Annotated in this window: 12 protein-coding genes, 1 tRNA gene and 1 riboswitch; of the genes, 6 read left to right on the top strand and 7 right to left on the bottom strand. The window is 73.3% G+C overall.

The window, feature by feature from the left end; translation table 11 throughout:
- Window positions 1-60: 60 nt before the first annotated feature.
- Both ACIP60_RS14040 and ACIP60_RS14035 read right to left on the bottom strand, forming a co-directional pair.
- The gene (locus ACIP60_RS14040; RefSeq protein ID WP_400683424.1) at window positions 61-1731 is read right to left on the bottom strand and encodes a long-chain fatty acid--CoA ligase; all 1671 of its coding nucleotides are present in this window, start codon (window positions 1729-1731) and stop codon (window positions 61-63) included.
- Window positions 1732-1934: 203 nt separating this feature from the next.
- Complete coding sequence (locus ACIP60_RS14035) at window positions 1935-3011, bottom strand: DUF1906 domain-containing protein (protein ID WP_400683421.1); 1077 nt, start codon at window positions 3009-3011, stop codon at window positions 1935-1937.
- Between the two features lie 140 nt (window positions 3012-3151).
- On the opposite strand from ACIP60_RS14035, the gene ACIP60_RS14030 reads away from it, so the two are divergent.
- Window positions 3152-4177 (top strand): EamA family transporter, encoded by a 1026-nt coding sequence (locus ACIP60_RS14030; RefSeq protein ID WP_400683418.1) that lies wholly within the window; start codon window positions 3152-3154, stop codon window positions 4175-4177.
- Window positions 4178-4428: 251 nt separating this feature from the next.
- Here ACIP60_RS14030 and ACIP60_RS14025 read toward each other — a convergent pair whose 3' ends face one another.
- A complete protein-coding gene (locus ACIP60_RS14025; protein ID WP_400683415.1) occupies window positions 4429-4761 on the bottom strand; it encodes a hypothetical protein in 333 nt (110 codons plus the stop codon).
- Between the two features lie 616 nt (window positions 4762-5377).
- The gene (locus tag ACIP60_RS14020; protein WP_400683413.1) at window positions 5378-6742 is read right to left on the bottom strand and encodes an FAD-binding oxidoreductase; all 1365 of its coding nucleotides are present in this window, start codon (window positions 6740-6742) and stop codon (window positions 5378-5380) included.
- Between the two features lie 117 nt (window positions 6743-6859).
- Here ACIP60_RS14020 and ACIP60_RS14015 point away from each other — a divergent pair, with 117 nt between their 5' ends.
- The 4 genes from ACIP60_RS14015 (at window position 6860) to ACIP60_RS14000 (ending at window position 10254) form a co-directional block, all read left to right on the top strand.
- On the top strand, window positions 6860-7081 hold the full coding sequence (locus ACIP60_RS14015) for a hypothetical protein (RefSeq protein WP_159073139.1): 222 nt from the start codon (window positions 6860-6862) through the stop codon (window positions 7079-7081).
- A gap of 933 nt (window positions 7082-8014) precedes the next feature.
- On the top strand, window positions 8015-8179 hold the full coding sequence (locus ACIP60_RS14010; protein WP_400683410.1) for a hypothetical protein: 165 nt from the start codon (window positions 8015-8017) through the stop codon (window positions 8177-8179).
- A 4-nt stretch (window positions 8180-8183) separates the two neighbouring features.
- Window positions 8184-8882 (top strand): helix-turn-helix domain-containing protein, encoded by a 699-nt coding sequence (locus tag ACIP60_RS14005; protein ID WP_400683407.1) that lies wholly within the window; start codon window positions 8184-8186, stop codon window positions 8880-8882.
- A gap of 166 nt (window positions 8883-9048) precedes the next feature.
- Window positions 9049-10254, top strand: a complete 1206-nt coding sequence (locus ACIP60_RS14000; protein WP_400683405.1) for a response regulator — start codon at window positions 9049-9051, stop codon at window positions 10252-10254.
- A gap of 119 nt (window positions 10255-10373) precedes the next feature.
- Here the strand turns inward: ACIP60_RS14000 and ACIP60_RS13995 are convergent.
- Together ACIP60_RS13995 and ACIP60_RS13990 are read right to left on the bottom strand one after the other, a co-directional pair.
- Window positions 10374-10459: transfer RNA gene (locus tag ACIP60_RS13995), tRNA-Ser, on the bottom strand.
- Between the two features lie 79 nt (window positions 10460-10538).
- The gene (locus ACIP60_RS13990; RefSeq protein WP_400683402.1) at window positions 10539-12254 is read right to left on the bottom strand and encodes a S1C family serine protease; all 1716 of its coding nucleotides are present in this window, start codon (window positions 12252-12254) and stop codon (window positions 10539-10541) included.
- A 243-nt stretch (window positions 12255-12497) separates the two neighbouring features.
- Window positions 12498-12649, top strand: a riboswitch (TPP riboswitch).
- Between the two features lie 14 nt (window positions 12650-12663).
- Here ACIP60_RS13990 and ACIP60_RS13985 point away from each other — a divergent pair.
- Window positions 12664-14016 (top strand): purine-cytosine permease family protein, encoded by a 1353-nt coding sequence (locus ACIP60_RS13985; RefSeq protein ID WP_400683401.1) that lies wholly within the window; start codon window positions 12664-12666, stop codon window positions 14014-14016.
- 72 nt (window positions 14017-14088) lie between these two features.
- On the opposite strand, the gene ACIP60_RS13980 is transcribed toward ACIP60_RS13985, so the two are convergent.
- On the bottom strand, window positions 14089-15120 hold the full coding sequence (locus ACIP60_RS13980; RefSeq protein ID WP_400683399.1) for a medium chain dehydrogenase/reductase family protein: 1032 nt from the start codon (window positions 15118-15120) through the stop codon (window positions 14089-14091).
- Between the last annotated feature and the right edge of the window lie 147 nt (window positions 15121-15267).

The following is a 15267-nucleotide window of genomic DNA, read 5'->3' as shown; positions in this document are numbered from 1 at the left end:
TACCCCCACGGGGTATTCCCAACCGGTCCCCGGAGCTTCCCCGAGGAGGGCCGTCCGGCGTCAGCTCTTGTCGGACTTGCCGAGCACCGTCACGTCGAGGCGCTCCGCCGCGTAGTCCGCCCGGATCACCTTCTTGTCGAACTTGCCGACCGAGGTCTTCGGCACCGACTCGATCAGCGACCAGCGCTCCGGCAGCTGCCAGGAGGCGACCCGTTCGGCCAGGAAGGCCCGCAGCTCGGGCAGACCGGCCGTGGCACCGGGCCGCAGCACCACGGTGGCCAGCGGGCGCTCGCCCCACTTCTCGTCCGGGACGGCCACCACCGCGGCCTCGGCGACCTCCGGGTGCGCCATCAGGTGGTTCTCCAGCGCGACCGAACTGATCCACTCGCCACCGGACTTGATCACGTCCTTGGCCCGGTCGGTGAGGGTCAGGTAGCCGTCGGCGGTGATGGTGCCGACGTCGCCGGTGCGCAGCCAGCCGTCCGGGCTGAACTTGTCCTCGGGGGACTCGGCCTCGTTCCCCGCGCCGCCGAAGTACGCCGCGGCGATCCACGGCCCGCGCACCTCCAGCTCGCCCTCGGCGGTGCCGTCGTGCGGCACCGGCTCGCCGCCGGGGCCGATCAGCCGCGCCTGCACGGAGGCCGGGAAGACGCCCTGGGTGACCCGGTACGCCCACTCGTCCTCGCCGGTGACGCCGGCCGGCGGGTGCGCGACGGTGCCCAGCGGGGAGGTCTCGGTCATGCCCCAGGCGTGGATCACCCGGATGCCGTGCCGCTCCTGGAAGGCCCGCATCAGCGCGGGCGGACAGGCCGAGCCGCCGATGACGACGGTCTCCAGGGTGGAGGTGTCGTAGTCGCCGGCGTCCAGCTCGTCCAGCAGGCCGGTCCAGATGGTCGGGACGGCCGCGCCGAAGGTCGGCTTGACCCGGTCGATCATCTCGGCGAGCGGCTTGGGCTGCAGGAAGCGGTCCGGCATCAGCAGGCTCGAACCGGTCATGAACGCCGCGTGCGGGATGCCCCAGGCGTTGACGTGGAACATCGGCACGACCGGCAGCACGGTGTCGCGGGCGGTCAGGCCGAAGCTGGAGGCGGCGATGATCTGCATCGAGTGCAGGTAGATCGAGCGGTGGCTGTAGACCACGCCCTTGGGGTCGCCGGTGGTGCCGGAGGTGTAGCAGAGCGCGGCGGCCTGCTTCTCATCGATGTCGGTCTGCCACGGGTAGTCGGTCGGCCGGCCCGCGATCAGCGCCTCGTACTCGTGCACCGTCCCGTCGAACCCGGCCAGCAGCGCCGGGTCGTACGCCCCGGACACCACGATGTGCTCGACCGTCCCGGCCAGCTGCGGCAGCACGGCGGCCAGCAGCGGGAGCACCGTGCCGTTGACGATGATCACCCGGTCAGCGGCGTGCTTGACGATGTAGACCAGCTGGTGCGCGGGCAGCCGCAGGTTCAGGGTGTGCAGCACCGCGCCCATGGACGGTATGGCCAGGTACGCCTCCTGGTGCTCGGTGTTGTTCCACATCAGCGTCGCCACGACGCTCCCGTCCGTCACCCCGAGCTCGTCGCGGAGGGCGTGGGCGAGCTGTCCGGCCCGGGCACCGATCTCGGCGAAGGTCCGCACCACCGGGCCGTCCTCGGTCCAGGTGGTGACGGTCGACCGGCCGTGGATGGTGGAGCCGTGCTGCAGAATCCGGGCAACCGTGAGCGGAACGTCCTGCATCGTGCTGTACACGCGGGTCCTCCTTGACCGGCCGGCACGTTGCTACCCGCAGGTAGCAAGCGATTTCTCCGATTGTTTCCCCGGCACACCCCCGCTGTCAGTAGTCGCAACCGAGATGAGACCGACCCCGCTCCCCGCAGGTCGCGGGGCGTGGGGGCCGGGTGGCCGTGCGTGCTTCCGGCCGCCCCCGGCTCCTCAGCGCTCCTCAGCGCTGCTCAGCGGGCGACCGGGGCGTCCACCTGGTTGCGGTCGATGGCCAGTGCGGCGCCGCCGTAGCTCTCCTGGGCGTTGCCGTGGTGCTGGTGGATCCGGGAGTGGCCGACCCACAGGTCGTCGCCGAGTCGGCCCGCGCCGTCGGTGGTGGTGGCCCGGTCGTCCCAGTTGGCGTACCAGACCGCGTCCGGGAGCGGACCGCTGCCGGCCCGGGCGGCGGCGGCCAGGTCGGCCACCCCCGAGTTGGTGGAGGAGTAGAAGCCGGAGCGGAAGCCCGCCCGGTGCAGCGCCTGCGTCCAGGCGACGGTGAAGTCCATCACCGCCTGGCTGCACGCCCGGTTGCCGCTCGGGTACGCCTCGATGTCCAGGTAGACGGGGGTGCCGGTGCGCAGCCCGAGGTTCTTCACCGCGCGCACCGCCTCGGCCGCCTCCTCCTTGCCCTGCTGGACCGCCTTCGCCGGGTCGATCCGCTGCACCTTGTTGCTCGGCGCCATGCACGGGGCCTGCCGTCCGACGTGGGTGGGGATCAGCTGCCAGCCCATCTCGCGGACCTCGCTCACCCAGGCCGCCGTCAGCCGGGACTGGCCGCAGGCCCGCTGCCGTCCGCTGGTGTAGATCCCGACCGCGCCGTACGGGGAGGTGCCCCACCAGGCGCGCATGGTCTCCACCGGCGGCGCGGAGCAGGCGTCGAACCCGGCGCCGGTGAACACCTCGGCGGGCAGCGGTTCCCGGCGCGCGCTCAACGGGTCGGCCAGCAGCGTCCGACGCAACCGGACGGGCGGTGCCGTGGCGGCGGTCCGCGCCTCGGTCCGGGCCTCGGTCAGCGCGGCGGCCTGGTGTGCCACCGCGGGCAGCTGCCGGGCCGGCGGCTGCTGGGCGGCGAGTTCGGGGGCGAGCGGCTGGGGCTGCCGGGGTGCGGAGGCGGAGACGGAAGTGGAGGTGGAGGTGGAAGCGGGGACGGGGGCGGGGGCGATGGCGGCGGTCGGGCCGGTCGTCGGCATTCCGACGGCCCCCTGGTCGGTGGCGAGCAGCAGGACGAGTGACGCGGCCGTCAGGGCCGCGGGGCCGAGGTAGCGCACCCTCCAGAACTACTGACGGGCCGTCAGCCTGCCCGGCAGGACACGCCGTCGCCGTCGCCCGGTCACCCGGGTGGCTCTGTGGCGACGCTCACCGGTAACCGTCTTTGACCATTTCCACTCCTTACGCCAGACTCGATCACATGCCAGGCACGTCCCTCACCGTTGAAAGCACAAGCGAGCTCCCGGGCGTCGCCTCCGTTTCGAAGGCCGACTCCGGTTCCGGCCGGGCACGGGCGGGCGGCCTGCGCCGCCCCGGCGTGCGACGACCGGACGTGCGACGGGTGCACGGTGTCCGGCAGCGGCTGGGGCGCGTCCCGGCTCCGGTGCTCTGCCTGGTGTCGATGCTGGCGGTGCAGCTCGGGGTGGCGGCGTCCAAGCCGCTGTTCGGGGTGCTGGGGGTGGCGGGTGCGACCTTCCTGCGGATCTCCTTCGCCGCCGTCGTGCTGCTCGCCGTCACCCGGCCCCGGCTGCGCGGCCGCAGTCGGCGGGACCTGGCGATGGCCGGACTGCTCGGCGTCGCCTCCGCCGGGATGACCCTGCTGTTCGCGGGCGCCGTCGACCGGCTGCCGATGGGCACCGCGGCTACCATCGAGTTCCTCGGCCCGCTGGCCGTCGCCCTGGTCTTCGCCCGCCGCGCCGGGCACGTGCTGTGGGCGGCGCTGGCCGCCGCCGGGGTCGCCCTGCTCACCCTGCTGGGCGGCGAGGGCGGCTCCGGCCCGGGCGGCCTGGACCCGGTCGGCCTGGCCTGCGCGTTCGGCGCGGCCGCCTGCTACGCGGGCTACATCCTGTTCACCGACAAGGTCGGCGCGGCCTTCAAGGGCTTCGAGGGCCTGGCGGTGTCGTTCACCATCGGCACCGTCGTGCTCGCCCCGTTCGGCGCCGCCGAGGCGGTGCACGGCCTGTCCGGTTCCGACTCCCCCGGGCTGCTGCTGCTCGCCGTCGCGGGGGTCGCGCTGCTCTTCCCGGTGCTGCCGTACGCACTGGAGATGACCGCGCTGCGCCGGATGTCGCAGCGGGTGTTCAGCGTGATCGTCAGCCTGGACCCGGCGGTCAGCGCCCTGGTCGGCCTGCTGGTGCTCGGCCAGGTGCTGGGGCTGCCGCAGGTGCTGGGCATCTGCTGCGTGGTCGCCGCGAGCGTGGGGGCGACGCTGACCGCGCGCCGCTGAGCCGCGCTGGGCCGCCGGGGGGCGCTGGGCTGTTGGGCCGCCGGGTGGACCGGCCCCGGCCGGACCGGACCGGGACGCGCCTCGGGGGCGCGGCAGCCGTCGTGTGGCGGTGCCGCGCCCCCGAGGGGTTCCGATCGTCGTCCGTTGTACGCCCCGAGGCGGTGACCCTTTCCACTCCCGGGTGCTCCGGCGGTCCGTGCTCCGTCCGGTCCGGCGCCCCCGCCGGTCCGTGCGCACCTCCCGCCGGGAGGTCAGTACGAGTAGACCGGCGCGAAGACGAGGTTGAAGTTCTTGTTGGACTGGTCGGCGTAGACGACCCCGGTGTTCCCCTTCACCCCGAGGGTGTTGTTCTGGTTCGACGCACCGGCACCGGTCGCCGTCTGCTGGGTGGAGTTGTAGTTGCCGTCGACCGGCCCGAAGATGTTGCCGCTGCCGAAGTCCGAGACCACGCTGCTGTTCGAGCCGTGACCGGCAGCCGCACCGTTGTCGGCCGCCGCGGCACCCGCCCCGGCCAGCAGCAGACCCGCTGCGAGCGGGACGGACGCGACCAGCGCGGCCAGGCGTGTGGTGCGGAAGCGCGCCATGGGATTCCCTCCGTTGGTTCTTGGTTGGTTCTTGCCGGTTATTGCGAGCTGGAAAAAAGGTGTTCCGGAGTTCGCGGCCAGACGAGGCTCCGGGGGCTGCGACGCCGAGGGACAGACTTCCGCAACAAATCGACAAAGCACCAGCACCGCTGAGCCTTTTCCCCCATTAGCGTGACGCGGCGGCACTGGCGCATAATCCCGGCCCGATCGGTTCGTCGACAGACACACCGTCTGCGAGCTGGCGATTCGCCCGGACGGCGGGAGCCGTACCGCCGTCCGGGCGGGGGCGCGGCGACCGGTTTCCGGCGAGTCGCGCAAGCCCCGGGGCGCACGAACGGTCCGGCCGCGCCCCGCCGGGGTCGCATGACCGCACAAAGTCGATATTCAGCCACTGCCGAAATTCCTCATACCATCCGGATGCCACACTATGATGGTCGGGTAAATGGCAGGCGAATTTCCCGACCATCATCTTGTGATGATCGGGAAATTTTCTCTGCGGCTGGGGGTCGGGGGGTCGAAGCAGGAACCCGACCGGCCGGACGGCCGAGCGAGCGGACGGCCGAGCGAGCGGACGGCCGAGCGGACGGGCGGCCGAGCGGACGGGCGGCCGAGCGGGTCAGAGCATCTTGCCCGGGTTGAGGATGCCCAGCGGGTCGAACGCCGCCTTGATCTGGCGCTGCAGCTCCAGTCCGACCGGGCCCAGCTCCCGGGCCAGCCACTCGCGCTTCAGCAGGCCGATGCCGTGCTCGCCGGTCACCGTCCCGCCCAGTTCCAGGCCGAGCGCCATGATCTCGTCGAAGGAACTCCGGGCCCGGGCCGTCTGCTCCTCGTCCTTGGCGTCGAAGATCACCACCGGGTGGGTGTTGCCGTCGCCCGCGTGCGAGACCACGCCGATGGTCAGCCGGTGCCGGTCGGCGATCTCGGCGACGCCATTCAGCATCGCGGCCAGCGCGCTCCGCGGCACCGCCACGTCGTCGATCATCGTGGTGCCCATCCGCTCCAGCGCGGGCAGCGACAACCGCCGCGCCTGGAGCAGCAGTTCGGACTCCGCCCGGTCCTCGGCCGGCACCACCCCGGTGGCCCCGGCGGCGGTGCACAGCGACTCGACCTCGGCCAGCCGCTCGCGCTGGTCCGGGCCGTCGAAGGCGACCAGCAGCAGGGCCCGGGTCGACTCCGGCAGGCCCATCCGCGCCATCTCGTTGACCGCCCGGACGGTGGTGGCGTCCATCAGCTCCATCAGCGAGGGCGCGTGCCCGGCCGCCATCACCTCGCACACCGCCCGCCCGGCGGCGTCCACCGAGTCGAACTCCGCGGCCAGCACCAGCTGAGGCCCCGGCGCGGGGCGCAGCGCCAGCACCGCCTCGACCACCACGCCCAGGGTGCCCTCCGAGCCGACCAGCAGCCGGGTCAGGTCGTACCCGGCGACGCCCTTGGCGGTGCGCCGTCCCGTCCGCAGCAGCCGCCCGTCCGCCAGCACCACGTCCAGGCCGAGCACGTACTCGCTGGTCACCCCGTACTTCACGCAGCACAGGCCGCCGGCGCCGGTGCCGATGTTGCCGCCGATGGTGCAGGACTCCCAGCTCGACGGGTCCGGCGGGTAGGACAGGCCCAGGGCCTCGGCGGCGCGGGACAGCTCGGCGTTGACCACGCCCGGCTGCACCACGGCGATCCGGTCGACCGCGTCGAGGTGCAGGATCCGGTTCATCCTGGTCAGCGACAGCAGGATGCAGCCGTCCACCGCGTTCGCCCCGCCCGACAGTCCCGTCCGGGCGCCCTGCGGCACCACCGGGACCCGCAGCTCGGTCGCCGTCCGCAGCACGAACCGCACCTGCTCGACCGTCTCCGGGAACACCAGCACCGCCGGTTCGCCCGCAGCGCAGAACCCGGCCATGTCCCGCGCGTACGCGGCCGTCACGTCCGGATCCACCGCCACCGCACCGTCGGGCAGCCCCGCGCGCAGCCGTTCGACCAACTCACCCACGGCAAAGACCTCCACTCGCCTCGTCCACACGCCCATCCCACTCCCCCGGCCCCGGCCGGACAACCGCCCCCGCCGCCCCCTGTCGCGCTGTCGGTCGGCTCCGGCACCCTGGTACCCATGCGCGCACCACGGATCCAGTGCCCCGACTGCGACCGACCGGTCGCCCTGATGCCTACCCGCCGTACCGGCTACGGCGTCATCCACGACCACAAGCGCGACCGCCGCTCGCTCAGCCTCTGCACCGGCAGCATGCGCCAGCTCCCGCTCAGCGAGGCCACCCGGTGGCAGGACGCGCTCCCCGGCCTCCCCGTTCCGGACGAGCCGCCGACGCTGTTCTGACCCCGGGCGGCGGGCGGGTCGTGCTGCGGAGGGGAGCGGACGGGTCGTGTTGCCGTGGGGCGTTCCCGGGAACACCGGGCCGGGCCGGTCACCTGCCGTACCGGCGGGCGTCCGGACGGGGCGGTTCGGGAGGGGCCGCGTGGTCGGCCGGAAAAGGCGGCAGGTGGCGCGCCTGGCGGCACACCACCTGCGGCGAGCGGGGGCGCGGCAACGCCGTCCGCTCGCAGTCCCCGGAGGTGTCGGTGGAGTCCGCGTACGCCTAGGGAATGTCCAGTGTTGCGCAATGGCAACACCGTGCGGGGGAAGACTCACATGCGACGCTGGCCCCCTGCAATCGGGATCTGGACAAGTCCGCATCAACCGGCGGGCGGTGTGTATCTGATGGTTCAAAATGCTAATGTTCCTCCCCCTTCGGGCCCGGGTGTACAGCCGGGACGCGAATCGCGCCTGGTCAGGGCATTCAGTGAATGAACATGCCGCCCTTTCCGCCCGGGGTGGCACCCCGGCGGCACCCGGCGTTTGCGCCCCGGCGATCCGGTCGAAACCCGATCCTCGGGCCACCTGCCGACTGGACGGCCTTGCAACAAAAGCGAGTTGACAACCATCGGCCGTCCGGGCGACCACCGGACGGGGTGGGATGATTCATCCGCCGCCGAATCGGGAGTCGGCAAACTCCCGGTCGATCGATTGCGGCCCGGACCGCGAGGTCCCGGTGGAGTCCGCCCCTTTCGGCTAGGAGAGAACCCCTTGCACCAGCGCATTCCCGCCGTCACCGCCTGCGTGGGGACCGGCGTCCGGCCCGTCGCCGGTTTCGGAAGTCCCGGCGGTTCCGGCAGAGCCGGTTCGTTCGGCGGCCCCGGTGGTTTCCGTGGCTCCGGTGGTTTCCGTGGCTCAGGTTCCCTCGGCGGCTCCGGGATCTCCGGGGTCGAGGCGGTGATCGTCATCGTGCTGGCCGTGGCCGTCGTCGTCCTCGTCCGCTCCGGTGCCGCCGCCGAGAGCGTGCTGGCCCTGCTCGGCGGCGTCGGCACCGTCTCGACGGGCGTCATCGTCTCGGTGCGGGCCGGTCGGCGCCCGCGTCTGGTCGCGTTGGAGGGCTGATCCGGTGGGACGCCCCGAGCGGCCCGTCACCGAACGTACGAAGGAGTCCGCGGCGCTGGCGCAGCACCTGCGCCAACTGCGCCGGCGCGCGGGCCTCACCTACTCCCAGCTGGGTACGGCCACCGGGCTGACCGCCTCCCGGCTCTCCCGGGCCGCGAGCGGCGAAGCGGTGCCGCCGCTGGAGGTGGTGGAGGCGTACGTCCGCGGGTGCGGCGCCGACAAGAAGGAGCTGGCGGCGGTCCGGACCCGCTGGCGGGCCGCCCGCCAGGCCGAGGCGCCGCCGCCGGTGGACCGGCCCCGCGACATCAGACTGGTCGACACCCCGAGCGAGTTGTGGGCCGCGATGGTGCACCTGCACCGCCGGATCGGACGCCCGTCCCTGCGCCAGCTGGAGAAGCGGGCCGGTGGGCTCGGCCAGCTCCCGCGCAGCACGCTCAACCTGGTGCTCCGCCGGGAGATGCCCCCGTCCCCGGTGCTGCTGGACGCCTTCGTCCGGGCCTGCGGCGTCCCGGCGGCGGACGCCGTGCACTGGGCCGGCGCCTGGAGCCGGGCCTACACCCCGCGCAGTTCGGCCGTGATCCACCCGGAGCCGCGGGACGCCCGCTTCCCGCACCCCAGGGGGCCGGCGCCCGCGACCCGCCGGGGCGCCCTCGCCGCGGCGGACGGGACGGCCCCGCTCGTCGGCTCGCCCCGGCCGGACTGACCGGGGCGCCGCCGCAGGAGCAGCGCCTCGCAGCCCGGCACAGCACAGCACGTCCGAACGCGTCCGGGCGCGTCGCAGTACGTCCGAGCAGAGCAGGTACGAGCACGTCGGAGAACACGGCAGGCCCGGCACCGACCGGGCCCGGGCCGTGCGGAGGAATGAGGACATGGGCGATCTACAGCCCCTGGACGACAAGCTCAACAAGCAGTGCCGGGAGTTCGCGGAGGCGCTGCGCGAACTGTTCGCCCAGCTCTCGATCTCGCTGCGCCGCTGCGCCGTGCGCTGCTGCGTCAGCCCCGGCACGCTCTCGCGCTACCTGTCGGGCACCCGGATCGCCCCGCAGGACTTCATCGACGACCTGGTCCGCGAGATCGAGCGGGAGCACGGCACCCGGATTGAACCGGCGGCCCTCGAACGGCTGCGCCTGCTGCGCCGGGCCGCCGTCCGGACCACCGACTCGATCAGCCAGGCCGTGCACCAACTGGAGGACCAGCTGAAGGCCGCCGACGCCCGGGCCCGCTCCACCTCCGCCCGCCGCGAACGGCTGGACAGCGCGCTGGACGACCAGCGCGGCCTGCTCGCCGACCTGGACCGGCGCCTGAAACGCCTGGAGGCCGACCACCGCGCGGACGGCGGCCCGGCCGCGCTCCCCGCCGAACGGGACCTTCCGGCCGAGCGCGACGTCCTGGCCGAACACGGCCTGCTGACCGAGCACGGCCTGGTCACCGCACGCGACCTGCTGGCCGAGCGCGACCTACTCGTCGCCCAAGTAGCCGACCTGATCAGCCAGTTGGAGGAGGCCCGGGCCCAGGTCGCGTTCGCCGAGATGCGCTGCGACCTGCTGGAGCGCCAACTCGCCGTGGTCGACACCCAGCGCGGGGCCGCCCTGCCCGGCCCCGAACTGGTCACCCTGGTCGAACCGCACACCGCCCCGCCGCTGCCCGGCACCGCCGCCCCGCCCCCGAAGGTCCTGCTGGTCGACGACAAACGCCCCAACCTGCTCGCCCTGGAAGCCGTCCTCGGCACCTCCGGGCACCAGGTGGTCTCCGTCTCCTCCGGCCCCGAGGCCCTCAAGGCCCTGCTGGAGACCGACGTCTCGGACTTCGCGGTGATCATCCTCGACGTCCAGATGCCCGGCATGGACGGTTACGAGACCGCCGCCCACATCAAGCGCCGCGCCCGCACCCGCGATATCCCGATCATCTTCCTCACCGCCGTCGGCAACGACCCCGAGTACTCGATGCGCGGCTACGCGGCCGGCGCCGTCGACTTCATCGTCAAGCCCTTCGACCCCTGGGCCCTGCGCGCCAAGGTCGCCGTGTTCGTCGAGATCTTCCTGGAACGCCGCCTCTACGCGTCCCCCCGCGACTGACCCCCGCCTGCGCGTACCGGCCGGGTCGGACCCGGCCAGGTCGGGCCCGGAAAACACGCCGGGGCGGGTACCGACTGTCCGTCGGTACCCGCCCCGGGCCGGTGTGTCATCCACCGCAGCGGAGGGTGTGGGATTTGAACCCACGGTGGCGCGAAGCCACGACAGTTTTCAAGACTGGTCCCTTAGGCCGCTCGGGCAACCCTCCTCGGCGGAGGCCAGCCTAACGGGTCGGGGCCGGTGGGGTGCACACCGTTTCGGGGTGCACACCGTTTCGGGGGCGGGGGTCAGTTGTCGCCCTTGCGTTCGCCGAGGGTGACGGTGGTCTTGGCGGCCTTGCCGTCGCGCTTGTACTCGACGTCGACCTTCTCGCCGGGCTTGTGCGTCCAGATTTCGCTGACCAGGGTCGGGCCGCTGTCGATGGCGATGCCGCCGAGCTTGGTGATGACGTCGCCCGCCTTGAGGCCGGCCTGGTCGGCGGGGCCGCCGGGGGTGACGGCGGGGGTGCCCTGGACGGCGGCGGTGGCGATCTGGGCGCCGTCGCCGGTGTAGGAGTCGTTGCGCAGGACGCCGAGGATCGCGTAGACGGGGGTGCCGTCCTTGATCAGGGTCTGGGCGACCCACTTGGCCTGGTTGATCGGGATGGCGAAGCCGAGGCCGATGGAGCCGGCCCGGCCGTTGCCGCTGGTGTTGGACTGGATCGCCGAGTTGATGCCGATCACCGAGCCGGAGGCGTCGAGCAGCGGGCCGCCGGAGTTGCCCGGGTTGATCGAGGCGTCGGTCTGCAGGGCGTTCATGTAGGACGCCTGGGCGCCGGTCTCGTCGCCGGAGGCCACCGGGCGGTCCTTGGCCGAGATGATGCCGGTGGTGACGGTGCCCTCCAGGCCGTAGGGGGCGCCGATGGCGATGGTGGCGTCGCCGATGGCGACCTTGTCGGAGTCGCCGAGCGGCAGCGGGGTGAGCTTGTCGGTCGGCGGGTTGTCGAGCCGGACCACCGCGACGTCGTAGCCCTCGGCGCGGCCGACCACCGAGGCGCTGTACGAGGAGCCGTCGGAGAACTTGACGGTGAGCTTGCCGCCGTTGGCGGCGGGGGCGACCACGTGGTTGTTGGTCAGGATGTGGCCCTCGGTGTCGAAGACGAAACCGGTGCCGGTGCCGGACTCGCTGGAGCCCTCGGCCTTGATGGTGACGGTGGACGGCAGCGCCTTCGCGGCGATCCCGGCGACCGAGTCGGGGGCCCGGTCGAGGTTCTGGTGGGTGTTGCCGACCGCCACGGTGGTGCTGTTGCGGCTGGCGCTGGAGCCGCCGCTGTTCTTGCCGTTGTCGGCGACGGACGCGCCGATCGCACCGCCCGCCAGGCCCGCCACCAGGGCGACGGCCGCGACCAGGGCGATCAGCGAGCCGCGCTTGCGCTTGCCGGGGCCGCCGGCGCCGGGCTGCGGCGCCCCCCACGGCGTGCCGGGCCCGCCCGCGCCGCCCGCGGTGTCGCCGCCGGACGGGTGCCCCCAGCCGCCGACCGGGTGGCCGGCGCCGAACGGGTGCTGCGAGTGCTGCGGCGCACCGGGGTCGCCGGGCGCACCCGGGCCACCCGGAGCGCCCGGGGCACCCGGCGCCTCCTGGAGCAGCGGCACGGGGGCGACGGCCGGGTTGACCGCGGTCTGCGCCTCGTCCGGCCGGCCGTACGGGCTGACCGGCTCGGCGACCGTCCCGTACGGGTTCTGGAACGGCGGCGGCGCGTCCACCGGGACGGCGGGCGCGGCCGGGACGGCCGGGGCGGCGGCCTGCGGCGCGTCGGGCACCTTGCCGAGCTGGATGGTCTGCTCGACCGGGGCAGGAGCCGGGGCCTGGCCCGGGGCCTGGGGCAGCACCGGCGGCGGGGCGTCCAGGTAGGCGGGGGCGGGTGCGGGGGCGGGCGTACCGGAGCCGGCGGCCACCGCCTCGGTGCCGGCGGGCTCGGCGGCCTTCTCCGGCGGGGTGGTACCACTCGCGTGCTCGGTGCTCACGGACGACCTCCATCGCTGAACAGAACCTTCGGTCGCGAACCGCGGCGCTGGGGGCACGGCTCGCAACCTCGGTGCACAGTTTTTCCTATACCGGATTCGGACACCGTAAGCGGGCCCCTGAAGAAATGATGAGAAGCCTTAGGCGGCTCTGACATGCACATCAATGGTCCCGCGGTGCGGACGCCCGTCCCCCCGGTCTTGGCGTTCCCCCGCCCGGAGGCTAGCCTGTCGCTCCTGTAAACCGAAGAACGTCGCGGGAGCTTGGACCAGCCAGGCTGAGAGTGCGCCGGTTCGACCGTAGGGCATGGCGGTGACGCCACCACGGGCGAGGGGGCGCTGACCGCCGGAACCTGTCCGGGTAATGCCGGCGTAGGGAGTATCGGCCATGACGGCTGTTCCGTCTGCCCAGATGTCCGACCGTGCCGCCGAGGCTCGGTCCGAGGCCCCGCTCACCCTCGACACCGCCCCGCCGCGCACCCTGGACTTCCGGGCGCTGTTCGCGCTGTGGGCCAACCTCGGGGTCAGCCTGATCGGCTTCACCAGCGCCGCGACCGTGCTCGGCGAGCCGGGCCACGAGCTGGGGTTCACCGCCGCGGTGACGGCGATCCTCGCGGGCACCGCGATCGGCACCGCGATGCTGGCGGTGGCCGCCCTGGTGGGCGCCCGGACGGGTGCCCCGGCGATGGCGGTGCTGCGCGGACTGTTCGGCACCCGGCTGTCGTACGTGCCGACGGTGCTGAACATCGTGCAGTGCGTCGGCTGGGGCGTGTACGAGCTGACGGTGATCGCCTGGGGCGCGCAGACCGTCTCCGGCACCGAGGGCTGGCGCTGGCTGTTCGTGCTGCTGGCGGGCGTGCTGACCACGGTACTGACGATCTGGCCGCTGGGCGCGATCGCGGTGCTGCGCAAGTACGTGGCGGTCGCGGTGGGCGTGGCGATGGTCTACTTCACGGTGCAGTTCGCCCGGACGGGCTTCCCGGACCCGGGCGCGGGCAACTGGGACGGCTTCCTGGGCGCGACGGACGCGGTGATCGCGGTGTCGATCTCCTTCGTGCCGCTGGCCGCGGACTACACCCGGCACGCGCGCAGCTCGGCGAAGGCGTTCTGGGGGACGTTCTCCGGCTACACGGTGGCCCAGGTCTGGTGCTACGTGCTGGGCGTGGTGGCGCTGCTGCAGTCCGGCGGCGACGCGAACCGGATCTTCGAGTCGTTCACCGGCGTGGCGGCGGGCTGGGCGTTCCTGCTGGTGCTGGTGCTGCGGGAGACCGACCAGTCGTTCGCGAACGTGTACTCGACGGCGATGTCGATCCACAACCTGTGGCCGCGGGTGGACCGCCGGGTGCTGACCGGCGGGATCGGCGTGCTGGTGACGGTGCTGGCGCTGCGGATCAAGGAGTTCACCGACTCGTACTACGGGTTCCTGGGCCTGATCGGCTCGGTGTTCGTGCCGCTGTTCGCGGTGCTGGCGGTGGACTACTTCCTGGGCGCGGGCCGGCGCGGCTGGAACACGGCGCAGGACGCCCCGGCGCGCTGGGTGATGCTGCTGCCGTGGGTGGTGGGCTTCGCGGTGTACCAGTTCCTGGCCCCGTCGAAGATCGGCGGCTGGTGGACCGGTCGGTGGGAGGACCTCCAGCAGCTGGTGCACTTCACCCCGGCGGCGTGGTCCTCGGCCTCGCTGTTCTCCTTCCTGGTGGCGGCGCTGGCCACCCTCGCGGTGACCGCGCTGGAGCGCCCGCGGGCGGCGGCGGAGCCGCGGGGCTGACGCCGGGGCCGGACCTGCCGGGGTCGGACCGGACCTGCCGGGGCCGGGGCGGCGTGGTGTGTCCGGGAGCGGTCAGGGGACCAGCACCACCTTGCCGGTGACGGTGCCCGACTCGGCCAGGCGCAGGGCCTCGGCGGCGGCGGTGAGCGGGAGGCGGGCGGCGAGCGGCGCGGTGAGGTCGCCGCGCCGCAGGGCGTCCAGGACGGCGGTGAGGTCGGCGCGCAGCCGGGCCCGGAAGCGGGCGGGGCGCAGGGAGCGGCCGGCCCAGATGTTGTAGAAGTGCGCGCGGCGGCCGTTCGGCAGGGCGTTCCACCACCAGGTGCGGGCGAGGACCTTGAGCACCGGCCACTGCTTGGAACCGGTGTCGTCGCGGGTGGCGGCGCTGCCGTAGGCCACCAGGGTGCCGCCGGGGGCGAGCAGCCGCCAGGAGTCGAGGACGCTGCGGCCGCCGACGTGGTCGAAGACGGCGTCGACCCCGCCGGGGGCGAGGCGGCGGACCTGGGCCGGGACGTCGCCGGTGCGGTAGTCGACGGGGGTGACGCCCAGGGCGCGCAGCACGTCGTGGTGCCGGACGGAGGCGGTGCCGATCACCCGGGCCCCGGCGGCCAGCGCGAGTTGGGCCAGCAGCTGGCCGACGCCGCCGCCCGCGCCGTGCACCAGGACGGTCTGCCCGGAACGGACCCGGGCGTGGCGGTGCAGCAGCTGCCAGGCGGTGATGCCGTTGACGACCGCGGTCTCGGCCGCGGCGGGCTCCAGGCCGACCGGGACGTCGACGGTGTCGGCCGGGTCGAGCAGGACGTGGCTGGCCCAGCCGCCGGTCTTGACCAGGGCCGCGACCCGGCGGCCGACCAGCCACGGGTCGGTGCCGGGACCGGTGGCCGACACCGTGCCGACCAGGTCGTAGCCCGGGACGAACGGGAACGGCGGCTGGTCGTAGTAGCGGCCGCGACGCATCTGCTGCTCGGCGAAGGACACGCCGGTGGCTTCGACCGCGACCAGCACCTGCCCGGGACCGGGCTCCGGCAGCGCGGAGCGGCGGACCTCCAGGCCCTCCGGCTCGACGACGCCGGGCAGGACGATCTCGACGAGCTGTTCGCTTCGCATGGTGCTCTCACTTTCGATAGTGGCAGTTACTTGAGTTAGAGGGTCTAACAACAAGCGTTGTAGCACCACGCTTCCGCGAGAGTCAACAGCAAACGCGATAGGGTCTAACCAAACGGACAGGGTGAAACCCGGCCGCAGAACACGGGC

Source organism: Kitasatospora sp. NPDC088783 (assembly GCF_044750705.1).
In the GTDB taxonomy this organism is placed as follows: domain Bacteria; phylum Actinomycetota; class Actinomycetes; order Streptomycetales; family Streptomycetaceae; genus Kitasatospora; species Kitasatospora fiedleri.
The sequence above is the reverse complement of the archived record's forward strand: the minus strand, read 5'-3'. Positions and strand labels throughout refer to the sequence as shown.

Bases quoted from the DNA above. Each gene is read 5' to 3' on its own strand.
- ACIP60_RS14015 (WP_159073139.1), top strand. From the start codon at position 6,860: ATGCGCGCACCACGGATCCAGTGCCCCGACTGCGACCGACCGGTCGCC.
- ACIP60_RS13980 (WP_400683399.1), bottom strand. From the start codon at position 15,120: ATGCGAAGCGAACAGCTCGTCGAGATCGTCCTGCCCGGCGTCGTCGAG.
- ACIP60_RS14030 (WP_400683418.1), top strand. From the start codon at position 3,152: ATGCCAGGCACGTCCCTCACCGTTGAAAGCACAAGCGAGCTCCCGGGC.
- ACIP60_RS14025 (WP_400683415.1), bottom strand. From the start codon at position 4,761: ATGGCGCGCTTCCGCACCACACGCCTGGCCGCGCTGGTCGCGTCCGTC.
- ACIP60_RS14000 (WP_400683405.1), top strand. From the start codon at position 9,049: ATGGGCGATCTACAGCCCCTGGACGACAAGCTCAACAAGCAGTGCCGG.
- ACIP60_RS13985 (WP_400683401.1), top strand. From the start codon at position 12,664: ATGTCCGACCGTGCCGCCGAGGCTCGGTCCGAGGCCCCGCTCACCCTC.